The sequence below is a fragment of the Oleiphilus sp. HI0066 genome, assembly GCF_001635725.1.
The window spans coordinates 13278-36624 of record NZ_LWFH01001223.1; the positions used below are offsets into that span (position 1 = coordinate 13278).

General features: G+C 42.7%; 25 protein-coding genes and 1 tRNA gene. 17 read left to right on the forward strand and 9 right to left on the reverse strand.

The features are described from left to right. The first annotated feature begins 15 nt into the window (after positions 1-15). The 3 genes from A3738_RS17535 to A3738_RS17545 all read left to right on the forward strand — a co-directional run bounded on the left by A3738_RS17535 (position 16) and on the right by A3738_RS17545 (position 4121). Positions 16-894 carry a hypothetical protein gene (locus tag A3738_RS17535; protein WP_068502100.1) on the forward strand — a complete coding sequence of 293 codons (879 nt, stop codon included), beginning with the start codon at positions 16-18 and terminating at the stop codon, positions 892-894. A 195-nt stretch (positions 895-1089) separates the two neighbouring features. After that, complete coding sequence (locus A3738_RS17540) at positions 1090-3006, forward strand: VacB/RNase II family 3'-5' exoribonuclease (protein ID WP_068483452.1); 1917 nt, start codon at positions 1090-1092, stop codon at positions 3004-3006. Positions 3007-3290: 284 nt separating this feature from the next. Beyond that, positions 3291-4121, forward strand: coding sequence for an ion transporter (locus A3738_RS17545; RefSeq protein WP_082878569.1), 831 nt, complete (start codon positions 3291-3293; stop codon positions 4119-4121). Positions 4122-4150: 29 nt separating this feature from the next. On the opposite strand, the gene A3738_RS17550 is transcribed toward A3738_RS17545, so the two are convergent. Next, entirely contained in the window at positions 4151-4753 is a 603-nt protein-coding gene (locus tag A3738_RS17550) for a Yip1 family protein (protein ID WP_068483464.1), read from the reverse strand. 370 nt (positions 4754-5123) lie between these two features. Here A3738_RS17550 and hisI point away from each other — a divergent pair, with 370 nt between their 5' ends. Beyond that, the gene (gene hisI, locus A3738_RS17555; RefSeq protein WP_068482893.1) at positions 5124-5531 is read left to right on the forward strand and encodes a phosphoribosyl-AMP cyclohydrolase; all 408 of its coding nucleotides are present in this window, start codon (positions 5124-5126) and stop codon (positions 5529-5531) included. A gap of 73 nt (positions 5532-5604) precedes the next feature. On the opposite strand, the gene A3738_RS17560 is transcribed toward hisI, so the two are convergent. Both A3738_RS17560 and A3738_RS17565 read right to left on the reverse strand, forming a co-directional pair. After that, positions 5605-6309: an FKBP-type peptidyl-prolyl cis-trans isomerase gene (locus tag A3738_RS17560; RefSeq protein ID WP_068483446.1), complete on the reverse strand. Its 705-nt coding sequence runs from the start codon at positions 6307-6309 to the stop codon at positions 5605-5607. Positions 6310-6428: 119 nt separating this feature from the next. Continuing rightward, a complete protein-coding gene (locus tag A3738_RS17565) occupies positions 6429-6920 on the reverse strand; it encodes a peptidylprolyl isomerase (protein WP_068480409.1) in 492 nt (163 codons plus the stop codon). 207 nt (positions 6921-7127) lie between these two features. Between A3738_RS17565 and A3738_RS17570 the strand changes: the two genes are divergently transcribed. Genes A3738_RS17570 through A3738_RS17580 form a run of 3 tightly spaced genes read left to right on the forward strand, consistent with a single transcriptional unit; the run spans position 7128 to position 9591 of the window. After that, positions 7128-7484 (forward strand): YbaN family protein, encoded by a 357-nt coding sequence (locus tag A3738_RS17570; RefSeq protein ID WP_197469386.1) that lies wholly within the window; start codon positions 7128-7130, stop codon positions 7482-7484. 15 nt (positions 7485-7499) lie between these two features. After that, complete coding sequence (gene ylqF / locus A3738_RS17575; protein ID WP_068483442.1) at positions 7500-8435, forward strand: ribosome biogenesis GTPase YlqF; 936 nt, start codon at positions 7500-7502, stop codon at positions 8433-8435. A gap of 46 nt (positions 8436-8481) precedes the next feature. After that, entirely contained in the window at positions 8482-9591 is a 1110-nt protein-coding gene (locus A3738_RS17580) for a YafY family protein (protein ID WP_068483439.1), read from the forward strand. 9 nt (positions 9592-9600) lie between these two features. Here A3738_RS17580 and A3738_RS30025 read toward each other — a convergent pair whose 3' ends face one another. Further along, positions 9601-9747 carry a hypothetical protein gene (locus tag A3738_RS30025; protein WP_156493583.1) on the reverse strand — a complete coding sequence of 49 codons (147 nt, stop codon included), beginning with the start codon at positions 9745-9747 and terminating at the stop codon, positions 9601-9603. Positions 9748-9869: 122 nt separating this feature from the next. After that, positions 9870-10454 carry a 5'-deoxynucleotidase gene (gene yfbR / locus A3738_RS17585; RefSeq protein ID WP_068480578.1) on the reverse strand — a complete coding sequence of 195 codons (585 nt, stop codon included), beginning with the start codon at positions 10452-10454 and terminating at the stop codon, positions 9870-9872. Between the two features lie 52 nt (positions 10455-10506). Here yfbR and A3738_RS17590 point away from each other — a divergent pair, with 52 nt between their 5' ends. Continuing rightward, positions 10507-11103 (forward strand): DNA-3-methyladenine glycosylase I, encoded by a 597-nt coding sequence (locus A3738_RS17590; RefSeq protein WP_068483436.1) that lies wholly within the window; start codon positions 10507-10509, stop codon positions 11101-11103. A gap of 32 nt (positions 11104-11135) precedes the next feature. Continuing rightward, positions 11136-11681, forward strand: a complete 546-nt coding sequence (locus A3738_RS17595) for a DUF924 family protein (RefSeq protein WP_068483433.1) — start codon at positions 11136-11138, stop codon at positions 11679-11681. On the opposite strand, the gene queE is transcribed toward A3738_RS17595, so the two are convergent. Genes queE through A3738_RS17610 form a run of 3 tightly spaced genes read right to left on the reverse strand, consistent with a single transcriptional unit; the run spans position 11678 to position 13354 of the window. Beyond that, a complete protein-coding gene (gene queE / locus A3738_RS17600) occupies positions 11678-12325 on the reverse strand; it encodes a 7-carboxy-7-deazaguanine synthase (RefSeq protein WP_068483430.1) in 648 nt (215 codons plus the stop codon). The two genes, A3738_RS17595 and queE, sit on opposite strands and share 4 nt — an antisense overlap. A gap of 40 nt (positions 12326-12365) precedes the next feature. Next, positions 12366-12896 carry a DUF4124 domain-containing protein gene (locus tag A3738_RS17605; protein WP_068474608.1) on the reverse strand — a complete coding sequence of 177 codons (531 nt, stop codon included), beginning with the start codon at positions 12894-12896 and terminating at the stop codon, positions 12366-12368. Beyond that, a complete protein-coding gene (locus A3738_RS17610) occupies positions 12893-13354 on the reverse strand; it encodes a DUF2390 domain-containing protein (protein ID WP_068483426.1) in 462 nt (153 codons plus the stop codon). The genes A3738_RS17605 and A3738_RS17610 overlap by 4 nt, the downstream gene beginning before the upstream one ends. Positions 13355-13433: 79 nt before the next feature. Here A3738_RS17610 and A3738_RS17615 point away from each other — a divergent pair, with 79 nt between their 5' ends. Together A3738_RS17615 and A3738_RS17620 are read left to right on the forward strand one after the other, a co-directional pair. Next, positions 13434-15353 (forward strand): ATP-binding cassette domain-containing protein, encoded by a 1920-nt coding sequence (locus A3738_RS17615; protein ID WP_082878568.1) that lies wholly within the window; start codon positions 13434-13436, stop codon positions 15351-15353. Positions 15354-15525: 172 nt separating this feature from the next. Continuing rightward, positions 15526-16578 (forward strand): GGDEF domain-containing protein, encoded by a 1053-nt coding sequence (locus A3738_RS17620; RefSeq protein WP_068503016.1) that lies wholly within the window; start codon positions 15526-15528, stop codon positions 16576-16578. On the opposite strand, the gene A3738_RS17625 is transcribed toward A3738_RS17620, so the two are convergent. Further along, positions 16575-16919, reverse strand: coding sequence for a HopJ type III effector protein (locus tag A3738_RS17625; RefSeq protein ID WP_068474055.1), 345 nt, complete (start codon positions 16917-16919; stop codon positions 16575-16577). The genes A3738_RS17620 and A3738_RS17625 overlap by 4 nt on opposite strands. Positions 16920-17000: 81 nt before the next feature. On the opposite strand from A3738_RS17625, the gene A3738_RS17630 reads away from it, so the two are divergent. The 6 genes from A3738_RS17630 to A3738_RS17655 all read left to right on the forward strand — a co-directional run bounded on the left by A3738_RS17630 (position 17001) and on the right by A3738_RS17655 (position 22880). Next, positions 17001-18155, forward strand: a complete 1155-nt coding sequence (locus tag A3738_RS17630) for a GNAT family N-acetyltransferase (protein ID WP_068474058.1) — start codon at positions 17001-17003, stop codon at positions 18153-18155. Positions 18156-18299: 144 nt separating this feature from the next. Continuing rightward, a complete protein-coding gene (rpsU, locus tag A3738_RS17635) occupies positions 18300-18515 on the forward strand; it encodes a 30S ribosomal protein S21 (RefSeq protein WP_068451124.1) in 216 nt (71 codons plus the stop codon). A 15-nt stretch (positions 18516-18530) separates the two neighbouring features. Continuing rightward, positions 18531-18986 (forward strand): GatB/YqeY domain-containing protein, encoded by a 456-nt coding sequence (locus tag A3738_RS17640; protein ID WP_068474061.1) that lies wholly within the window; start codon positions 18531-18533, stop codon positions 18984-18986. Between the two features lie 62 nt (positions 18987-19048). Further along, positions 19049-20764: a DNA primase gene (gene dnaG, locus A3738_RS17645; RefSeq protein WP_068474065.1), complete on the forward strand. Its 1716-nt coding sequence runs from the start codon at positions 19049-19051 to the stop codon at positions 20762-20764. Positions 20765-20878: 114 nt separating this feature from the next. Beyond that, on the forward strand, positions 20879-22693 hold the full coding sequence (rpoD, locus tag A3738_RS17650) for an RNA polymerase sigma factor RpoD (RefSeq protein ID WP_068474067.1): 1815 nt from the start codon (positions 20879-20881) through the stop codon (positions 22691-22693). 110 nt (positions 22694-22803) lie between these two features. Beyond that, positions 22804-22880, forward strand: a tRNA-Ile gene (locus A3738_RS17655). Positions 22881-23347: the final 467 nt, after the last annotated feature.

The following is a 23347-nucleotide window of genomic DNA, read 5'->3' on the forward strand; positions in this document are numbered from 1 at the left end:
AGAGTCGCTCCTGAAATGATTCAGAAAACGCTGCAAAAAGAACTGTTATCGTTTTTCGTTTTGCTATTTCCGATCATTGAGCTTGTTTTATTAGGCTTGAACCACGCGGTGTTTTTCATCATCGGTTTGAGCGCTGTGATGTTTGCGCTCAACTTCTCCTCTTTGTTTTCAAATCTTCTCAAGTTTATTCCAGCAATTAATTTAGTCCTTTTTGCATCTATTTTTGTTGTGCATCTGACATCGGGTGTGAATAGTGTTGCTGTTATGGGCTGCTTGTTAGTGATGACTGTTTGGGCAGCATTAGTCCTTGATTTGGTGTTTGCCGCGACCTTTTCTCTTCTTTGTATGTTGCTTTTAAGCGCGCTAAATGATTTTACGCAGCTAGCCCAAAATGCCGTTCTAGTTTTTTCATTATTTGCGTTAGCGAGCTTTGTTCGCTTTCGTATCGGTCGACTTGAAAGAGCAGGGCCTAAGCATACTGAGGAGGATATGTTCGCATGTCGTAATGCGAGACAGTTTGAGCAAGACCTTTCTCATTACTTTGCCTTGCATCAGCGTTACCAGATGAATTGTGTGCTGCTGGTGATTGATGTTGAATTACCAAGAAAAATGAATCTGACGAAAGAAAGAACATTGTTGCAGGTTCTTGTGTCGATCTGGAAAAGCCGTATTCGTTCTACAGATGTGTTGTATAAATTAAGTGATCGCCGTTTTGCATGTCTTGTGACTGCAACGAATAGAGACGGCGCACAAATTTTATTGAATGATTTGAAGAAGGCGACACAGGATTATCAGTTGCCTGAAGGATTAAATCCTGAGGTTTATATTTCTCTTCATGATTGTGCAGAGCAAAATAGTGAAAAAAGCTGGCTAGATAAGAGTTATCAAGATTAGATACATTAAAAAATTTGATTCCTTTTGCTTGCGTGATAGATTGTCTCGCCCATGGTTTGGTGACGATTTTATGCCCTTTTAACAATGCGAGTCTCGACGAAGTTAAAAGAGAAACTGCGAAGTCTTCATTGATTCCACGCAGGATTTTTGACGTTAATTTGATTTAGCCTACCGAGGCTTTTTAAAGGTAAAGAAATGCTTAAATTAGATGCTTTGGACCAATTAAAGCAGCTCAAAAGTGATATTAAAGCTAGCCGTGATTTGCAATTTGGCAGAGTAAAAGGGACAGGGCAGAAGTTCGGTTTTGTTAGCCTTGAAAGTGGCCGAGATGTATTTTTACCGCCGGATGAAATGCTAAAAGTCTTACCTGGCGATCGAATTGAAGTAGAGATCAAAAAAGACGACAAGAACAAAACGTTTGCAAAAGTAGAACGACTGATCGAATCGAATAATAAATTATTCTTTGGTAAATACGTGTCTAAAGGCGCTGCACATTTTGCAGAAGCGGATTTCGATGGTACAAGTCGATGGATCTTTATTCCACCAAATAAACGCGGGAAAGCGAAAGTTGGCGACTTACTTCAGTGCAAGCTTGTTCAACACCCAATTAAAAATGGTAAGCCACAAGCCCACATACTCGATAATCTTGGTAATGAAAAAGATGCAGGTATTGAGTGGACCTACAGTCTGAAAAAACATGGTATTAAAGAAGCTTGGAGTGAAAAATCTGAGCAAGATTTAAAGACATTGACGGAAGACTTGGTCGCTAAGTTATGTGCTGAGAGAGAAGATTTTAGTCAACATGCTTTCTTTACCATTGATGGTGAACGCACGACTGACATGGATGACGCGCTTTGCATTGAAGAAAACTCCGATGGCTGGAAGTTACTCGTTGCTATTGCTGATCCAGAAGCCTTAGTTAAGCATGCTCCGGTCTTAGAGAAAGAAGCTTTGCAACGCGGCGCTTCTTTGTATGCGCCTAATAAAGTTGTTTCAATGTTACCTGAAGAGGTGAGTGCGAACTTAGCCTCATTAGTAGAAGGAAAGACGCGTTTAGCGAAAGTTTTCACGATACAAGTTTCTAAAGATGGTGATGTTGCGCTAGAGAAAATTAGCCTTGGTAGTGTTACTTCGGCGCAAAAACTATCGTATACGCAAGCGAGCGATGATGCACTTGATGGTGTGAATGAGAATGTTCGACCACAAGTGATTGCGCTAAAAGGTCTTGCCGAAGCTCTACTAGAAAAACGTAAGAGCACAGCGAATGTCCAGCCTAGTCGCTCTGACTTTTTTATAGAGCTTAACGCTGACCAGAAAATTGAAGCAATTCACCCACGAACAAGTGTTGCGGCTCATGCATGGGTTGAAGAATGTATGTTAGCTGTGAATCGCTGTGCAGCTCAGTATTTTGCAGAGAACGCAAAATCTGCTTTGTACATCAGTCATTCAGGCGTTCGTGCAGATCGTTTAGAGTCGCTTAGTACAGTATTGAATGAAAAACTTCCTGAATTAAAAGAATTCAGTTTAGCAAACTTAGATGGTTTCGTATCAATATTTCGAGCGTTACAAGCAGATGATGAGCGAGAGTATTTAAGGCAACTAATGCTGAGACAGTTGGATCGAACCGGGTTTAGTCTTGAAAAAGCGCCTCATTTTGCTCTGGGTTTTGACGCTTACACGACCATCAGTTCACCTCTGCGCAAAGCGAATGATTATTTACTACATCGTTTATTAACGTCTCTAATTGAGAGTAATGTTGGTGATAGCTTAACTACTAAAGACCTTGAATCGATTGAAGAGAAGCAAGACGCTATTCGTAAATCTGTTTTCGATATCGAGCAATCATTGAAGTGTGAATATATGACGCGTCAATCTGGTGAGTTTGATGCGGAAGTTGTTCGTGTATTTACTACTGGTATGCAAGTTCGTGTATTAGATAATGGCATTGAAGGTGTGATTGCGACGCGGGATATTGAAGGCAAGTGCAGTTTTAACCAAGATTTGATGCAATTGAAAACTTCAAAAGGCGAATTTACCTTAGCGCAAAAACTAAAGGTTTCATTGAAGCGTGTTGATTGGTCTAAAAAGCAGATTCAATTTTCTCTAGCTTAATTCAGATGTTTTTCTGAAACTTTGTAGGATATATCCTACAAAGTTTCAGAGATCTCCTATATTTTTCCCTAATTACCTCATCTATTATTTGCTCATAGGGACAGCATAAACATACGGAAATGTTGACGGAATCAAGGATGACCGTAGCTAAGGGATGAGACACGGATGGTAATAAGCAGGCATGGATCGCCAGCTTTTCCGTTTACTCCCCCATCCCTATACTTTCCCTTCTCCTAACCTCTTTATCTTGTTACCTATATTCGTGTATCGTGCCCAGAAATTTCATGTGGACGAGCAGAAATATGGTCTCTGGTGGTATTCAACAGTCTTTCTTTAAATTAAAAAATAATCGTATCTTTGAGTTTGTAGTTATTGCGATTATCTTAGTTTCAGCCCTAGAAATTGGCGCTAAAACCTATCATCTCCCTGAAAATGTTATTCCATTTTTAAAGATATTGGATTGGTTTGTAACGATTTTCTTTCTGATAGAAATCAGTATCCGTTTTATTGCAGAACCTAATAAAAAAGCGTTTTTCAAAGATGGTTGGAATGTTTTTGATACCCTTGTCGTAGTGATCAGTCTTATCCCTATCAATGAGAGCGAGATGGCTTTGCTAGCTAGGCTTGTTCGTGTATTCAGGGTTTTACGAATGGTGTCTGTGATTCCTGAACTACGCGTTTTGATTAGCTCACTAGTTAAAGCATTGCCGCAGCTAGGTTATGTAATGCTGCTAATGTTCATTATCTTTTATATCTACGCAGCCGTTGGTAGCCACTTGTTCGGTGAGATTAATGAGGTGCTCTGGGGCAATATAGCCATTGCTATGCTGACTTTATTCCGAGTTATGACCTTCGAGGATTGGACTGACGTTCAATATGAAACGATGGAGGTTTATCCTCTAAGTTGGATCTTCTATCTAACCTTTATTTTCTTTACGGCATTTGCATTCTTAAACATGGTGATTGGTATTGTTGTGAGTGTGATGGAAGAAGAAAACCACAAAATGCGAATGCAAAAAAATGAAGAGCAGGGTAAGGAAGAAGTGACGCTTGAAGCTTTGTATAAAGAAATTCAGAGTTTAAAAGAAGAACTAAGAAAAAACGCTCGCGAATAAGCGAGCGTTCTTGTAATGAGTTAAGGGTGTTAACTTATATATTCTGGACCAACTCCAACGCTCCAGATAATGACGCTAATGGCAAACAAGCCGACTAGCATCACTAATCCCACTGTTAAGATAGAGGAGGCAAACATAAACCCTCTATCTTCTGGAATCTTCATTAGGATTGGTAATCCTTCATAAAGGAGATAGACCGACCAACATACTGCGACCACTCCGGCCATCATGTTTACCCAGAGCACTGGATATATCGCGATAGCGCCTATTAGGAATAAAGGCGTTGCGGTATAAGCGGCGAGAATAATACCGTTGTGTTCAGATGCTTCTACGCCATATGTCGCCGCAAAAAAATCAATGAATTTACCAATAATGTATATGCCGCTTAGCATTGCTGCGTAAAACAGAATGCAGAGTTGTGCGGCGCTAGAATTTGTCAGCTTAATAATATCGCCATCGCCGATTTGCCAACCAACGTGAGTTGTCCCGTAATACGCTGCTGCTGCGGGGATAAGTGCGAGAAGAATGATGTGTGTGAGAAAAAGCTTAGGGGCCGATTCATGCTCTTCGCGAATCGTTTGCCATTCTCTGTCAGGGTGAGTCAAGATACCGAAAGTATGCAATATGCTCATAGCGCCTCCGTTGATTATTTTTTTTGGCTGCGTCAATAAGTCTCGACCCATCACTAGAGTTCGTCAAGTAGCAAAAAAGCGAATTGTCTAAAAAATACACAAATATTTGACTAAATTCTGCACTTATTGCTCAAATTTGAATCAGTTTTGGCGGTCGCACTCTTTGTTTGTTTATTTTTGATCTCTTCTAGGCTCGCCTGAAAAGCCTGCTTTGTTGCTACAGATGAGACTTTTTCTTGAAGAAGTGCAGACATTGCTTTTTATTGATGTGTCATCTAGCATTCGCCAACTTTAATATACTTACTAAATTTCAGAGCATGTGAGCAACTCTTTCATATGCTCTATAGCCTCGAAGCAGCGAACGACAAATATGAAAGCATGGTTTAAAGAGATTGAAGCGCAAGAAGAGGGAACAACATTCCCTATCGCGACCGTCATTGAGGAATTAACCTTTGATGAGCAAGGGTTGATTCCGGTAATTGCGCAAGATGCTGAGACTAAGTCGATTTTGATGTTTGCTTGGATGAATCGCGATGCGCTAGAAGAAACTATCGCTACTGGACGGATGTGTTACTGGTCTAGGTCGCGCAAAAGTCTTTGGCGAAAAGGGGAGAGTTCTGGTCATGCTCAGCAATTAAAAGAATTGCGCACCGATTGTGATGGTGATGTTTTGCTAGCAATGATTGATCAAACAGGAGCGGCGTGTCATACCCACCGAAAATCGTGTTTTTATCTGAAATTTGGCGAAAAAGAAGTTGAGATTAATACTGAGTTTTAGCACCAGATTTGGCTTAGTTCAGATAGTAAAAAGGCGACCTAATGAGTCGCCTTTTATATTTATAAGCGTGTGCTTATTTCGCTATTTCAATCAACTCAACTTCAAATAGTAAAGTCTCATTAGGTCCGATTGAGCGATTACCTTGTGGACCATATGCTAGATCAGCAGGAATATACAATTGCCACTTTGATCCTGTAGGCATTAGTTGAAGCGCTTCGGTCCAACCTGCGATCACGCCATTTAACGGGAATGTTGCTGGTTCACCTCGACTAACAGAGCTATCAAATACTTCGCCACTAATAAGGCTGCCGGTGTAATGCACTGTTACAGTATCTGTTGCTGCAGGTTGAGGGCCTTTGCCTTCAGTAAGAACTTTGTACTGCAAACCGCTTTCTAGCGTCACTACGCCTTCTTTATCTTTGTTTGCGCTCAAGAACTCTTCGCCAACAATTTTATTCGCTTCACTAAGTTTTTGTAGTTCAGCAATTTGCTTTTCTTGCATCTCACGCTGATATTCACTCAAGGTTTGAGCTATCTCGTCATCAGTAAGCAATTGAGGTTCATCGTTAAACGCACTTTTCAGACCATTTGCGAACTGATCTAAATCGATATCTTTGAGTTCGTTGCGCATGCGCTGACCAAACATCACACCAAAGGCATAACTGACTTTTGCTTCTTTACTTTCAAACTTAGCAGCGCCGTCTTCAGCTAGTGTAACTGGACTCATTCCAATAAGACTCGCAGTTAGTAAAGGCAAAGCGATTTTTTTTATGTTCATAGTTCTGTTTCCATTCATTTGATGTCAGCCTGAACAGTAGACGGGCAGACATTTTCTTTGAGACCCAAAACCTTAAGGCTTTTGCAGAGGATCTTCCAGAGTCGCAACATTAGGGCTTGTTAATGGTGATGGCCGCCTACACCATGCGCGTGACCATGTGATATTTCTTCTTTTGTAGCTTCTCTAATAGAAATGATTTCAATATCAAACGTCAGATCTTTGCCTGCGAGAGGGTGGTTCGTATCAACATCGACATTGAACTTGCCTGCTTTAACAACCGTGGCCTGGCGAGCACCTTGTTCAGTATTGATGCCAACCGTCATCCCCGGTTTTAATCGCGCTAACTGTTTCTTGTCTCCCATTAAATGTTTAATAAGGACTCTTTGTACTGCGTTTTCATGGCGTGTGCCGTATGCTTTTGCTGCAGGCACTTCAGCGGAAAATATGTCGCCCATGTCTTTCCCTTCCATCTCTGACTCGAGACCCGTAATAATATTCGCATGACCATGTAAATAAGCCATCGGATCGCCGCCATGTGAACTTTCAAGCTCCTCACCGTTGTGGCTCAAACGATAATGAAACTGAACAACCATATTTTTTGAAACTGTCATATAAATTTCTCCGTCTGCAATATTGTAATGTTTCGTCGCGATAGCACCTAAGGTCGTACGAATAAATCCGAAAATAGTGAAATAAATCAGGTGATATCTGGCATTGGAACTAGTATCGCTACGATGAGTATTTGGTACTATTGTGATTCAAGAGAAGCAACATGATTGTAGTTTGTAGTAATGGATAAAGTTCGGAAAAATATAATAGTGCGATGGGCCTTAATTTCTGTCGGCTTTATCTGTGTTGGTTTAGGCATAATAGGCTTGTTTGTTCCAATGATGCCTGGCGTTGTATTTTTACTTATTGCTGCTTGGTGTTTTGCGCGTTCATCAGAACGCTTTCATGATGCATTATTGAGTCATCCCCAGTTAGGGCCTCAAATTGATGCGTGGCATAGTGGAAAAGGTTTTCAAAGAAAATTGCGCATGCGCATCCTAACAATTATGTGGATCAGCATGATTGTCTCGATGTTTATAGCGGCAATATGGTGGGTATGTATTATCATCGCGGTCTGTGGTGTGTGCACCACACTCTATATTCTCAAACAACCTGTTTACGATTAATAAGAAGGCAGCCTAATGGCAATTAATTGGTTCCCGGGCCATATGCACAAAGCCCGTAAGGAAATCAAAAAAGTAATGTCTGACGTTGATGTCGTCATTGAGTTACTTGATGCGCGTATTCCGTTTAGTTCATCAAACCCTTTGGTTGGAAATCTGCGCGGTGAGAAGCCAGTGATTAAGCTTCTTAATAAGGCTGATCTTGCCGACCCAAAAGTCACCGAAGCTTGGCAAGCGCATTTAGAAAAAGATAATGCGGTAAAAAGTTTGGCATTGAGTGCCACCGCTGACGGCAAAATTAAGATGATCGCAAACCTTTGTCGCAAACTCGCTCCTCATAAAGTCGATAGCGATAAAGGTATTAGTGCGATGATCATGGGTATCCCGAATGTAGGGAAGTCGACCTTGATCAATAGCTTGGCTGGAAAAACAATCGCTAAGGTCGGTAACGAACCTGCTGTGACGAAAAGACAGCAAAAAATTAAGCTCGATAATGGCATTACCCTTTCCGATACCCCCGGTATTTTATGGCCAAAGCTTGAACCCGCAACGTGTGGATATCGTTTGGCGAGCACCGGCGCCGTAAAAGATACAGCGATGGAATATGAAGATGTTGCATGGGAATGTTTAAAAGAGTTCAGAGTGCTTTATCCAAATGCTTTAAAAGATCGCTATGGTTTAAGTGAGTTTGGAAGTGACGAGTATGAATTGCTTGAACTTATCGGTAAAAAACGTGGTTGTCTAAAAAGTGGTGGTATGGTTGATGTTCACCAAGCAGCAACGATTTTTTTACAAGACTTACGGAGCGGCAAACTAGGACGCGTCACTTTGGAGACGCCAGAAATGATGGAAGCCGAAATGGCTGAATTTCGGGCCATGCTTGAGGCAAAACGTGAGCAAGAAGAGCTCGCTAAGAAAGAGAAAGAAGAACGTTCTGGGAAGCGCACTTCTTAGTTGTCTCAAGATCATCAAAATAATAAACGAGTAATAAGATTTAAGTATGGAAACCTTTCTTCGACGCTTGGAGATTTTACGTTACCTCCAACAGCGTAATGCTGCCAATCTTGAACCTGCGGGTACGGATCAAATTATTCAACATTTGATCGATGGAGAGTATGTGGGTGAAGAGGAGCGCGATGAGAAAAGTTTGATGCGCTTAATTCAGAGAGATTTAAAATTTTTGTTGGGCGAATACGACGAAGAAGATGATAGCTATTTCAATCACTTTGATCTCCGCTCGATTCGAGGCCAACGTAAAACATTACTCTGGGAAGTCAGTCCCTATCACGATGTGAGTTACGAGTTCGAAAAAATGCCATCGTTTATGGCGCTCGCGCTAACTCTGACGCGTAAACACTTGAATCAGGTATTACCTAGCGCAATTCAGAATGATCTTGCTCAGCTATTTTTTAATGCTGAGCATAAAATGAAACAAAGCGAGAGAAAGCTGAATGACAAACAGTACACTCGCTTGAGTAACGCTGTTGAGTTTTATCAGCGTGGTCAAAGCCTACGTACACCTGATTTCGATATGCACACGCTCGATAATATTTATCAGGCAATTTTAAATGGCCGGCGCGTTAAGTTTGCATATCAAACCTCTAATGGTCGAAAAGAATATGATGTTCATCCTTTTGGTGTGACGATCATGCTTCCCAAACTCTATCTTGTTGGTGTCAAAGATGATGATGCGCGCGATGGAAATTTAGAAGAGTTTCGAACCTTTTTGATTCACCGTATTGAAGATTTAGAGGTTTCGCGATTTTCAAATGCAGTTCCAGAAGACTTTAAACTCAAAGAATATCTGGATGCAGGAAATACTGATGTTCTTGTAGATCGTGACGCAAATAGCTATGACTTAGAGGTAGATCTCTACATGCAAAGAGGCAGTCATTTGTTGCGTGATCTGCAAGACAGTCCTCTAAATGAAACGCAAAGTCTTAACGAGATATCTGATGGGCATTGGCGTTTATCCGCTAGGGTAAAACACACCGTGCAATTGAGGAATTGGCTGCTAGCGTTAGGCGCTCAGGCAAAGGTTACTGCTCCACAGGTCATACGAAATGAGCTGTCGGATTACCTCAGCGCCATGCAACAACACTATACATAACATACCAGCTTAAGAGATTGGCTCGACCAATACTAAACGCATGGCTTTCCCTTCGAAGATTTCATTGATGGTTTCTCTCACGCTGTGAATGTTGTCAGCTTGGACGCGGAAACGGAATTTAGTGCCTTTCTGAGTAAATGCATTAACACGGAACATAATTTTTCTCCTGATGATTGATGGCGGTATTGCCTATCGACAGGAGTAAATATATCGCCTAAAACGACCGGAAATGTCGCCATGTCTAGGGGCAATTAAATAATGCTGATATTCAAAGAATTTTATTTCAGTAAATGATCGAGACTTAATGCATATGCCGGTGCAAAGTTTTCGAGGAAGTAGAGTACTTCTGGCTGTTGTTCCTCGTTCAAACGTTTGAGTATTTCTTGTGCTGCATGCTCAAACTCTTTATTTCCAGCACGCAATTCTGCTTGGCATTTTAAGAGGGCAGATAATCTATCGGCCGCTTTCAATAAACGTTGATATACCTCGGGTAATTCATGCTCTATTAATACACCTTTAAATGCTTCATGCATTTCTGTGGGTAATAGATTGAGCAGTTCTTTTTCGGCGCGTTGCTCCACGCCTTTGTATGCATTTCGCATGGCCTTACTGTGATATTTGACCGGTGTTGGCATATCCCCCGTGATGACCTCAGTGGCATCGTGATACAGACCACAAGTCGCTAATTTATGAGCATCAATCTTATTGTTAGGATTTTGGTTGTTATGTATCACGCCTAAGACATGCGCCAGTGTGCCAACTTCCCAAGAATGGGTTGCAACATCTTCGGGAATGGCATTGCGCATTAGACTCCAACGCTGGATCCAGCGAAGACGGCTGATATATGCAAAAAAATGACTCATAATTTTATTCGCTCTTTGAAACAGTATTTACAATAACAAGTGGAGTTTGACCATGGCAAAAAAGGATCACAAGACAATGCAGCGATGTGGCTGGTGTGGAGACGACCCAATCTACCAGCACTACCATGATACCGTCTGGGGACGGCCAGTTTACGATGATCAAACTTTGTTTGAAAAGCTTTGTTTAGATGGCCAGCAAGCAGGACTAAGTTGGATAACGATTCTGAAAAAGCAAGCGACATACGAAGCCGCCTATGATGGGTTCGATGCGAAAAAGATTATCCAATATGACCAAGCTAAACGTGATGCATTACTTAATGATCCAGGAATCATTCGGAACAAACTGAAGGTCGAGTCGATCATCAAGAATGCTAAAGGCTTTCTAGAGTTTGAAAAAGAAGAGCAAAGTTTTAGTGAATTCTTGTGGGCATTTGTGGGTGGTGCGCCAATACAAAATACATTTAATAGTCTTGATGAGGTGCCTGCTGAAACAGAAGAATCAAAGGCTATGTCAAAAGCGCTTAAAAAAAGAGGTTTTACCTTTGTTGGTCCGACTATCTGCTACGCTTTCATGCAAGCCGTTGGCATGGTCAATGATCACCTTCAAGCTTGCCCGTGTTGGGAGGAATGCCGACAAGAAAGTATGTAACAGTTTAAAGCGCCGAAGGATGGGAGTTTGTTATGGATAAGAATATTGAAAACGTACTGCACTTTTGGTTTGAAGAGTTGGAGCCAAATCATCATTGGATCAAAGACGCTAAGCTCGATGAGGATATCGACAAACGCTTCGGTCAGTTAAATATTGAGGCTAAAAACGGCGAGCTTGCCCATTGGCGTGATTCAGCAGAAGGGCGTCTAGCTGAAATCATTATTCTTGATCAATTTACCCGTAACATTTATCGCGATGAGGCAGATAGTTTTTCTCGTGATACCTTGGCGGTAACACTTTCTAAAGAAGCAATTAATCTAGGTTGCGATAAAGAGTTGAGCGTGACGCAGCGAGCGTTTATCTATATGCCTTTGATGCATAGTGAAGAAAAAACCGATCATGAACTGGCTTTGCAGGTATTTGATCAAGAAGGTTTAGAAAACAATTTAGACTTTGAGAAACGTCATTTTCGTATTATTGAGCGCTTTGGGCGATACCCTCATCGAAATGCTCTTTTAGGTCGCGACTCTACCGAGCAAGAGGTTGAATTCTTAACTCAGCCGGGCTCTTCGTTTTAATCAATATTCAGAATTTTGTGGGTTTGCAGCGTCAGTCGCCACTGAGGGTTTGCGAGACAATAATCTAGCGCGAGCTGAGTGTTAAACTGCTTTACTGAGTCCTGCTTGCTTTGTTCGAGTGGATTTGCTTTAGGCGATAAGAAAAAATACTCGCAATCAAACGCTTCAAACTGTTCAGGTTTGGCAAGTTCCTGAGGGAATACCAGTTTTAGTTCATTCGCTCGAGTCAATTTTAGTGTTGCGTCTGCTTTAGGGCTAATGCAAATCCAATCAATGCCTTCTGGCGCTTCTAAGGTACCGTTTGTTTCGATCGCAACCTCAAAGCCAAGTGAATGCATTTTATCAATCAAGGCTTTATCTAATTGTAATAGAGGCTCTCCACCCGTAAAAATCACGTAGGGCTCTGAGCGGCCGTTCTGATCTGCGCTTGGCCACATCTCGTAAATGGCCTTACTCAACTCTTCTTCATTAGCGAATGTGCCACCATTTTGGCCATCAGTACCAACAATGTCCGTATCGCAAAAATCGCAGATGGCATCGGCTCTTGAATCTTCTCGTCCATTCCAGAGATTACATTTACTGAAGCGACAGAACACTGCAGCACGTCCTGCGCGTGCGCCTTCACCCTGTAAACTATAAAACATCTCTTTAACTCTATACGCCACGTTCCGAACCCTGATGTAATTAATCGGTGACGAGCTGATGCAATGCTCGATTACGTTCGTTCATGAGCTGCGCTGCGTCGCGCGCATTCTGCATTACTTCAGTCATATTTTCGAGTGTTGGTTGCGTCATACTTTCAGACGTAGATAAGGTGGGGGATGTATTAAGGTTTGAAGAGTCGTTTTGATAGGTTTTATTGATCAGACTTGGATCCATACCTGAGATCGTTTGGAGTGCTTCGGGTTTCAGTTGCGCACTTTGTACATTCTTTTGATTGGATGGTTTTTCATCACTGAAATGCCACTGCCCATGTTCGTCTTGCCAACGATAATATTCTAGAGAGCTCTTTGTCTCGGAAGCATTGTTCACCTGAGACTCTTTAGGTTCATCTGTGTAGATGCCACCAGAGCTAGGTGTAATGGCGCTTATTAGTTTGTCTGGCATTTCTTTAATATTGAGAAAGTCACCACCGGCTTGATAGTCTGCATAAAACGGTAAACTTAGTGCACCCACTAAAATAATGACAGAAAACAAGCGATACACCCATTTCACAGAATAGTCTCCAACATCTTTTTCAAAGAAGGCTCTGACCAGTTAACGCGGCTACCTAGTCTCAAATTCTCCTTAAGTGTAGCTGTTAATTCTTCGGATTCTGGCGCAATCTCTAATCTGAGCTGACATAACTGGCCTTGGTAGGCTTTTTCTGCTGCAAGCTCCGCATCGAGATAGTGCTGTTTTAAAGATGAGTTGCCATAGTGATTAGCCCGTTGACGGAGCTGCCGCGTAGGCTTAATTAAATCGAAATAGTAATCTTGTTGAATTTTAAGAATTTGCTCTGCTTGAGATCCCAATCTTTTTTTCTGTTTTGATGACCAAAGTGCAAACAGACATAAATTGATATCCAGATCCTTATGATCTTGAGCGTGCATTAGTATGTTCTTAATGTCTTCTTGCTTCCAAAGCATTATTGAAAACTGCCAGAAGTGTTCAGCATTATTATCTTTGTTCATAATCTAGAGCGTCAATGCGTTGATGTACGCGCTATTATCCGCTACCTTGCGCGGCGAGTTCTACCTGAAGTGATGATTCATGCTTAAGATTACTGAAATGACACTGCGTCGAGGCCCTGAGCCGCTGCTTGAAAACGCAGACGCCAACATAGCGGATGGACAACGCGTTGCGATTGTTGGGGCGAATGGCGCGGGTAAAACGAGTTTATTCAAACTTCTGTTGGGTGAATTGTCGACGGATGCAGGTGCTTACCATTTACCCGGTAATTGTCGCATTGCGCATATGGCGCAAGAAGTCGAAAGTTCCGAGCGTTCGGCGCTTGACTATGTCATGGATGGACACCATGTTTTTCGCCGCTTGCAAGAACGCCTGGAGCTCGCGCAAGAGCAAGAAGACAATCATGTTATTGCTAACATCCATGGTGAACTCGAATCGATCAATGCCTATCAAATACCCGTTGATGCCAAAAAACTCTTACACGGATTAGGATTTTCAGAAAGCGAGTTATATTCGCCCGTTGCAAGCTTCTCTGGTGGTTGGCGTATTCGACTGAATTTGGCACAAGCACTAATGTGCCCATCCGATTTACTGTTGTTAGATGAACCAACTAACCACTTGGATCTTGACGCCATGCTTTGGCTCGAGCAATGGCTGAAGCGCTATCAAGGCACACTTCTATTTATCTCGCACGATAGGGATTTCATCGATGCAGTAGCAACGAGTATCTTGCACTTTGAGCATCGTCAGTTACATCAATATACCGGTACTTATTCAGACTTCGAGCGACTAAGAGCCGAGAAGCTAGCGCTACAGCAGTCACAATATGCCAAGCAACAGCAGCGTATTTCTGAGATTCAGTCATTTGTAAGTCGCTTTAGAGCTAAAGCGACAAAAGCCAAGCAAGCCCAAAGTCGTTTGAAAGAGCTTGAACGAATGGAACTCATCGCGCCTGCACACGTTGATTCACCATTTAGTTTTAGCTTTCCTGAATCAGATAAAACGTCTAGCCCTTTGTTGAATTTGTCTCATGTAGATCTGGGCTATCAGGATACAAGCATTATCCATGACTTCTCATGTGCAATATTGCCGGGCCAACGCATTGGTCTGTTAGGGCCAAACGGGGCAGGTAAGTCGACTCTAATTAAATCATTGGTTGATCAACAAACCTTGTTACGAGGCGAGCGAACGCACGGAGAGCATTTACACATTGGTTACTTTGCTCAGCATCAGCTGGAAGCGCTTGATATGAATGCGAGTCCAATTTTGCATCTACAAAGACTCACGCCATCGGCAACGGAACAAAGCATTCGTAATTTTTTAGGAGGCTTTAATTTTCGAGGTGATGATGCGACCGGCACTATTGAGAAATTCTCCGGCGGAGAAAAGGCGCGATTGGCGCTTGCAATCATTGCCTGGCAAAAACCTAATCTACTGCTTTTAGATGAGCCAACTAACCATTTGGATTTAGAGATGCGCCACGCTTTAACGCTGGCACTACAAGAGTTCTCGGGCGCCATCGTGGTGGTGTCTCACGATCGTCATTTGTTAAAGAATACAGTCGATGATTATTGGTTGGTCGCTGAAGGTAAAGTCGATACCTTTGAAGGCGATTTGCAAGACTATGAGCGTTGGTTAGAGGGATTTCATCGACAGCTTCAAGAGCCCGATAATTCTGAGTCGAATACGCTTAGTGAATCTGCTGGTGAGACCAGTGAACAGCGTAAAGAGCGAAAGCGCCAAGAAGCCGAAGCGCGCAAAAAGTTAAGTCCCTTGAAGAAACAGTTGGCCAAACTAGATGCAAGCTTAGAAACGCTACAAAGTGAGTTGTCGGCCATTGAGAATGAGTTGGCATCTCCTTCTATTTACGATGATGAAAACAAGCAGCGATTAAAAGCCTTGCTTGAAAAGCGTGGCGATCTAAGCACTGAAGTAGAAGAAATTGAACTGCAATGGTTTGATCTACAAGAACAGATCGAAGAGTTAGAAGACCGAAATTAGCAACATTAATTTTATAAGAATTTGCATTGCGTTAACAAAACTCGCATTGAGAAGATTCAGTACGCTGACATACTCAATAAGTTAATGAGCAAAACCTCGAGCAAAAATACCAACTTGCAGAGCGATGCTTTCAAATGTATTCAGGATGTATTGAATGATAAGTGCCTTGCCTATGACAAAGCAGGAACATAGCGGTTTAGTGTCGGCCAAACTGGTCGTAGATTTGCTTTGCTATTTAACTGTTCCGCTGTTAATGATTTTCGGCACGAAATCATATTTAACAGGGCACGAAACATACGGCTTAAGTCTTATTGGTTTTTCGGGTTTAGTGCTTTCTAGTTTCTTTGCCTATAAGTTCTTTGGACGCTGGCGCTTTCATCGTAATTTTCTAGCAACATCCTATACCTTTTTTTATTTCTATCTACTTATCTCTGGTGGAGAAGGCGGAACCGGTATCTACTGGCTCTATGCCTATCCACTTCTCGTGTTCTCAATTATGGGGATGCATGTTGGGACATTAGTGCTTGCCGCTATTTTAACAGCATCGGTGTTTATCCTATTTCTGCCAGGTATGTTCGGCCTAGAGTTGGTATACAACAGTAATACGAAGATGCGTTTCATTGGCTCAATGATGTTTGTCACGATCATGGCGTACACCATGGAGAGGGCTAGAGTGTCAGCTGCTTTAGCGCATTCGAAGGTGAGTAAAGCTTTAGAGGATCTAGCGAGAACAGACGAACTGACAGGATTGCTGAATCGTCGTGGCGTTTCTGAACGTATCGATAGCGAACTGATTCGTTCTCAACGAGAAGGGCAGGAATTTAGTATCGTTATCTGTGACGTTGATTACTTCAAAAAGATAAACGATCGCTTTGGCCATGATGTTGGCGATCAAGTACTGGTGCAGCTAGCAGAAAAATTGCAAGCCACAGTTCGAGGAAGTGATAGCGTCGCGCGGTGGGGCGGAGAAGAGTTTATTGTTTTACTGCCGAATACGAGTATTGAACAAGCGTATCAATTGATCGAACGGATTCGTGAATCTATTGAGCAAGAGCGATTTATGTATTCTTCGCGTCGCGTGAAGGTTTCGATTAGCTGTGGTTTAGCTTCAACTAAGTTCTCGTCAGGCTTTTCTGGGCTTCTTAAAGCGGCAGATATCAGTTTGTACGAAGCAAAAGAAGAAGGGCGAAACTGTACTCGCCCTATTATCAAAAAAGCGTCTTAAGCGGCGCTTAAGCTTTCGCCTTCGAACGCTACGCCTTCCCAGCCAAATTCGATAAAGTTTCGAATATTTTGGTGATCAGTCCCTTCTGGGTTTTCGAGCACGTCTTTTCTGTAGAAGTCTCCAAACAAATGCAGCGCGAGCTGTGCATCCAGATTCTGGCGTTGCGCGTATGCCAATAACTTACAAGAGCCCTGATTTTCGCCTAGCTTGTTTTCTTGGTTTCCTACCTTAAATGCAATAGGTGTGAATGCGTAATTTTCTTCAATCACCGCAATACTTGTTTTAAAGTCAATGGACTCAGGTGATTGGCGCAATTGTGCTAAAAACTCTTGTTCTGTCATGTTTTGATGTCTCCATATTGAATGGGCGTGGAGCTTATCAAAAGTGTGCAAATCTAAACAGTAAGTGGCGTAAAAGACGACATGGATATACGGATTAAATTCCCAACTCAATTGAGTGATATTAACGAACAAGAGTTTGATAGCTTATCTGATCCTGATCAGCCTTTTATGCGCTATGCCTTTTTAAAGGCATTGGAATTGTCTGAGTGTGTGTGCGCGAAAACTGGCTGGGAGCCTTATCATTTTTCGGTGTGGACGAAAGGTGGCCGTTTGCTTGCATTTTCCCCGGTCTATAAAAAGCGTCATTCCTACGGGGAGTATGTGTTTGATTGGGCATGGGCAGATGCCTATGCGCGCCATGGTTATAACTATTACCCGAAGTTGCTGGCGAGTATCCCTTTTACGCCTTCTGTCTCTGCACGTATTTTGTTTGACGCTACCGCAATCAAATGGGCCGAGCTGGAGTCTCTATATTCTCAAACCATAGAAAAGCACTGCCTTGATCATGACTTTAGCTCTGCGCACATATTGTTTCCAGATGCGAACCACTCTGAACATGCTTCAGAACTTTGGGGGCATCGAAAGGGGGTGCAATACCATTGGTTTAATAAAGGCTATCAAAACTTTGAGGATTTCTTAGATTGTTTAAGTTCGCGCAAACGGAAGAATATTCGTAAAGAGCGTCGCCAGTTATCTGATCAAGGTATTCACTACCAATGGATTGAGGCGAACGCTCTGAGTGAAGGTCAGTTTGAAGACTTCGTGGCCTGTTATCAGAGTACTTACCATGTCAGAGGTCAAGCGCCATACTTGAATAGAGTGTTCTTTGAACGCTTATTCCGTTCAATGCCAGAACACTGTTTGCTTTTGTTTGCGTTTGACGCTGACGAAAGAGTGATCGCTAGCGCGCTGTTTATTAAAGGTGAATCGAGCCTATATGGGCGTTATTGGGGAGCATTAACAGGCATTCCTTTGCTGCATTTTGAAGTGTGTTATTACGCAGGTATTGAGTACTGTATTGAACATGGTTTGAAGCGTTTTGATGCAGGAGCTCAAGGTGAACATAAATTACTGCGCGGATTTGAGCCGGTGACGACGCATTCTTTGCACTATATACAGCACCCTGAATTTCGCGGCGCAATTGATCGATTCTTAGATGAGGAGCGAGAGCATATTGAGCAGTTTAATGAGGATGCGAAACGTTGGCTGCCCTACAAAAATGTGAGCCATAGCTGAATTTTAAGCACATTTATGAAAAGGCTTTACTTGGTTAAAAAATAACATTAGAATTCGCGCCCCTAAACAAACTGCGTTAAAAACCTCTTAACGGTGGTTTTAAGCAGTTAGAACGAATTTTTAAACGTACTAATGGTAATTTGAATGCCTTCTGTAAAAGTTAAAGAAAACGAGCCATTTGATATCGCTCTTCGTCGCTTTAAGCGCTCTTGCGAAAAAGCTGGTGTATTGTCTGAAGTTCGTCGTCGCGAGCACTACGAGAAGCCAACAACTGTTCGTAAGCGTAAAGCAGCTGCAGCGGTTAAGCGTCACGCTAAGAAAGTTCAGCGTGAACAGCGTCGTTTCGAGCGTCTTTACTAAGATCAGTAAACGCTTATGTCCCAAAATGGGCTGAAGGCCAGCATTAGCTCAGCAATGAAAGACGCTATGCGCGCTAAAGAAAAAGAGCGCCTAGCAACTATTCGTCTTATCCTTGCTGAGTTCAAGCGTATAGAAGTCGACGAGCGTATCGAATTGGATGACGCACGTTGCTTAGCTGTATTAGATAAAATGCTAAAGCAGCGAAAAGACTCGTTTACGCAATACACAGATGCTGGTCGTGATGACCTTGCCGACGTGGAAGCAAAGGAAATTGAAGTGATTCAAACCTTTCTTCCTAAAGCATTATCCGAAGACGAAATTAATTCGTTACTCGAAGATGCTGTTAGCGAATCTGGCGCAGAGTCAGTTCGTGACATGGGTAAGGTTATGGCTATTCTCAAACCACAGCTACAAGGTCGAGCAGACGTTGGCGCAGTGAGTGGTCTAGTAAAAAAACGTCTATCAAGTTAATCTGCTACCGCTACATTTTTTAAGTGCCTCTACTTAAAGTTTCTCTATCGGCGGAATAATCTATGGCAGGTCAAATTCCTCAAAGCTTTATTGAAGAACTGCGCGAGCGAGTGCCGCTTGTTGATGTTGTTTCTTCAAGAATCAAGCTAAAGAAAGCTGGAACTAGCTACAAAGCCTGCTGCCCATTCCATAACGAAAATACTCCCTCTTTTAACGTCAATGCGCAGAAGAATTTCTATCATTGCTTTGGTTGTGGTGCGAGCGGTGATGCGATCTCATTCTTGCGAGAGTATGACAATCTCAATTTTGTTGAAGCAGTAGAAGAACTTGCCAAGATCGCGGGTGTTGAAGTGCCGCGAGACCAGCGTCTGCAGCAAGCATATGACGAAACGAAGCCATATTTTGAAGCTTTAGATGCCGTAGATAGGCGTTATAGAGAAGCTCTCGCTAATCATACCAGTAAAGATGTCGCACAGCGTTATATAAAAATGCGCGGTTTAAGTGATGAGGTGATTGAGCGTTTTGGTATCGGTTATGCGCCAGCTGAACGAGATTTTGTTGGAGGTCAGGCGGGAGACCGGCAGCTTGCTAAGCTCGTTGAAATGAAATTGGTCTCGCAAAAGTATGAGCGACCTTTTGATCTGTTTCAGAACCGTTTGATGTTTCCTATTCGGAACATGCGTGGCAAGACTGTTGGTTTTGGTGGAAGAACCTTAGGCGACGATAAAGCAAAGTACATCAACTCTCCCGAGTCTCGTGTTTTTCACAAAAGTAACGAGATTTATGGGCTGTTCGAAGCATCTAGAGCCCTTAGAAGTATTGAAAAGCTTCTTGTTGTTGAGGGTTACATGGATGTGGTTTCTCTTGCTCAGCACGGGATTGATTATGCTGTAGCAACTTTGGGAACTGCGACTAACGCAGAAAACTTAGGTCAGCTATTACGTCGCTGCAAAAAACTGATTTTCTGTTTTGATGGTGATGCTGCGGGTATGAGAGCTGCTCAAAAGGCGATGGATAATTTGCTGCCGATGTATGAAAACGGCATGCAATTTAGCTTTTTAATTCTCCCTCAGGGAGAAGATCCTGACACCTTAATTCGCGAAGAGGGTGCGGATAATTTTGAGAAACGTATCGAGCGAGCTTTACCGCTTTCTGAGTTCTTTTTTCAGGTTCACACGCAGGGCTTAAATCTTGATTTGCCAGAAGATCGGGGCGTTCTTCGTAGCAGAGTGCAAGAGATCTTAAATGATTTACCTAAGAGTGCATTAAAGTCGGGCTTGTGGGACCGTCTTAAAGAGCTAACTAGTCCGCGTAAGAAGTTTTCTGAGCCGGGGCGTCAAGTGACACGTGAGAGCTCCGAGATTCGTGTAATTCGTACTAAAGATATCGCGATTTGTTTAGGACTATACTTCGCTCCAGAAAGACATCAGGCACTCAATGATTTAGACATTACCTTCCAGTCTGAAACAGCGGCGATGTTTGTTGGGTTCATAACCAAGTTTAAGATCATGTCGCAGCAAGATTTGATGTATCAACTTGCCGTTGATCAGCAAGGTTATCGCGAGCGATTTTTTGATTTGTTTTCGGGGATTGAAGCGATTCCAGAGCCTGATATCGCGATTGAAGAATTAGATTTCATAATAAAACGCGCAATCGAACAAAAAAAACGTGTTGATGCGCTGCGAGCAGCTAAGCTTATAACATCACCCGATCAACTAACCGACGAAGAGCGCAGCCAAGCTCAAGCAGTAACCACTCGAATATCTGAGCGTCTTTAATTGTTAATAAGCTTGATTTCTGTGTTTATGATCGCACTTTTCCTTTGTGGGTGATTAATTATTCCGTATAATGGCCGACTATTTTTTAATCGGCCACCAGACAATAGGGTGAACATGCCAACAGATTCACAACAGTCGCGTTTAAAAGTACTGATTGCTCGCGGTAAAGAGCAAGGGTATTTGACTTACTCTGAAGTAAACGACCACTTACCTGAAGATATTGCTGATCCGGATCAGGTTGAAGACATTATCCGCATGATCAATGACATGGGGATTCAGGTAGTAGAAACAGCGCCAGATTCCGACTCTCTTCTTATGTCCGACGGCGACTCTACTGATGAAGTAGCTGCCGCGGAAGCCGCCGCAGCACTTGCAGCAGTAGAAACAGAAGCTGGACGAACCACTGACCCTGTTCGCATGTACATGCGTGAAATGGGTACTGTAGAACTTCTTACGCGTGACGGCGAAATTCGTATCGCGAAACGTATTGAAGAAGGCTTACGTGATGTGATGGCATCACTTGCGCATTTCCCCGGTTCGGTTGCTTCTATTGTCGCTTTGTATGATCAAATCGTAGAAGACGAAGGTCGTCTTACAGATGTATTAACTGGCTATCTTGATCCAGAAGCGGAAGCGAATATTCCTGTTCCTGTAAATCCTACCGAAGCGAAAGAAAATTCTGATGATTCGGACGATGAAGAGGAAGAAACAGATAACGGTCCAGATCCAGAAGAAGCGCGAGAGCGTTTTGAAGCGATCCGTGTTCAGTTAGACAAAGCGCTTCGTACTGAAGAGAAGCATGGCCGTGCAAGCAAAGAAACAATCAAAGAGCTTAACGAGTTAGGTGAGCTGTTTGCACCTCTTAAGCTGAATGCTAAACAGTTCGATTACTTGGTAGCTTCTGTTCGTTCAGCGAACGATGTGGTTCGTGTGAATGAGCGTAATGTCTTGTCGATTTGCTCTCGCGAGTGCGGCATGGATCGCAAAGAGTTCATTAAACGTTTCCCTGGTAATGAAGCGAATTTAAACTGGGTGAACGAACTTCTCGAAGAGAAGCATGCCGCTTCTGCCAAACTTGATTTGTACAAAGATGAAATCGTACGTTCGCAACGTAAGATTGCATTTATTGCAGAAGAAGTTGGATTGACGGTCGCGCAGTTGAAAGACGTGAACCGTCGTATTTCAATCGGTGAAGCGAAGGCGCGTCGTGCCAAGAAAGAAATGGTCGAGGCGAACTTGCGTCTTGTTATCTCGATTGCGAAAAAATACACCAACCGTGGTTTGCAGTTCCTTGATCTGATTCAGGAAGGCAACATTGGTTTGATGAAAGCCGTAGATAAGTTTGAGTATCGTCGCGGTTATAAGTTTTCTACTTACGCAACTTGGTGGATTCGTCAGGCGATTACGCGTTCTATTGCAGACCAAGCGCGTACAATCCGTATTCCAGTGCACATGATCGAAACGATCAACAAGTTGAATCGTATTTCTCGTCAGATGTTGCAAGAAATGGGCCGTGAACCAACGCCTGAAGAGCTTGGTGAACGCATGGATATGCCGGAAGAGAAGGTACGTAAAGTACTCAAGATCGCTAAAGAGCCAATCTCTATGGAAACACCAATCGGTGACGATGAAGATTCGCATCTTGGTGATTTTATCGAAGATACTATGGCTGAATCTCCAGTGGATACAGCAACAGGTGAAGGTCTTAAAGAAGCAACACGTAGTGTTCTTTCTGGTTTGACTGCACGTGAAGCGAAAGTACTTCGTATGCGTTTTGGTATTGAAATGAATACGGACCACACTTTGGAAGAAGTTGGTAAGCAGTTTGATGTAACGCGTGAGCGTATTCGTCAGATAGAAGCCAAAGCGTTGCGTAAATTACGCCACCCAACGCGCTCTGATCATTTACGCAGCTTCTTAGACGAATAATCGTCTAGCAAAGTTTAAAGGGGCGCATTATAATGCGCCCCTTCTTCATTTAAGGCTCTCTTAGATGAAGAGATCCCCTTCGCTCATTTTCGAAAGAGCAAAGCAAGAATGGGCCTTTAGCTCAGTTGGTTAGAGCACCCGACTCATAATCGGTAGGTCCCCAGTTCAAGTCTGGGAAGGCCCACCATTTTTGCTTGAATTTTACCTCTTATGGTCTTCTAGGTTACCAAATTTGGCCATATGCCTTAGCTCACCTAGCATTGATTCCCTGACTTGGAGTCCGTGAACAAAAAACGTTGTTAACAAAGTTTGAAAGGTCATAGTCTCAAGATAGACAGAAGCGGCTGTTAGTGCTTCGCAGTTCACGATGCCCGCTTCGAAGAAGATTGCAGACCTTAACGCTTTGACCGCACCTGCTTCGAGAGGTCGAGTTGTGTTGGTTCAAATTATATCTACAGGTCGCCTGTGATAACCGCACGAGGGGCGGGTATCATTGCTTATTCTTATAAAGCTCTGATTTTAAAGGGGTAATGAATTAGCAAATGCGTATTCAATACGCATTTGCTAAAGAGTGTGCGCAATTTGAAAAAACGGAAGTCTCATAAGTCTATGATTATTAATGAATTGATCGTTCCGAAGGTGTTAACCTAATTG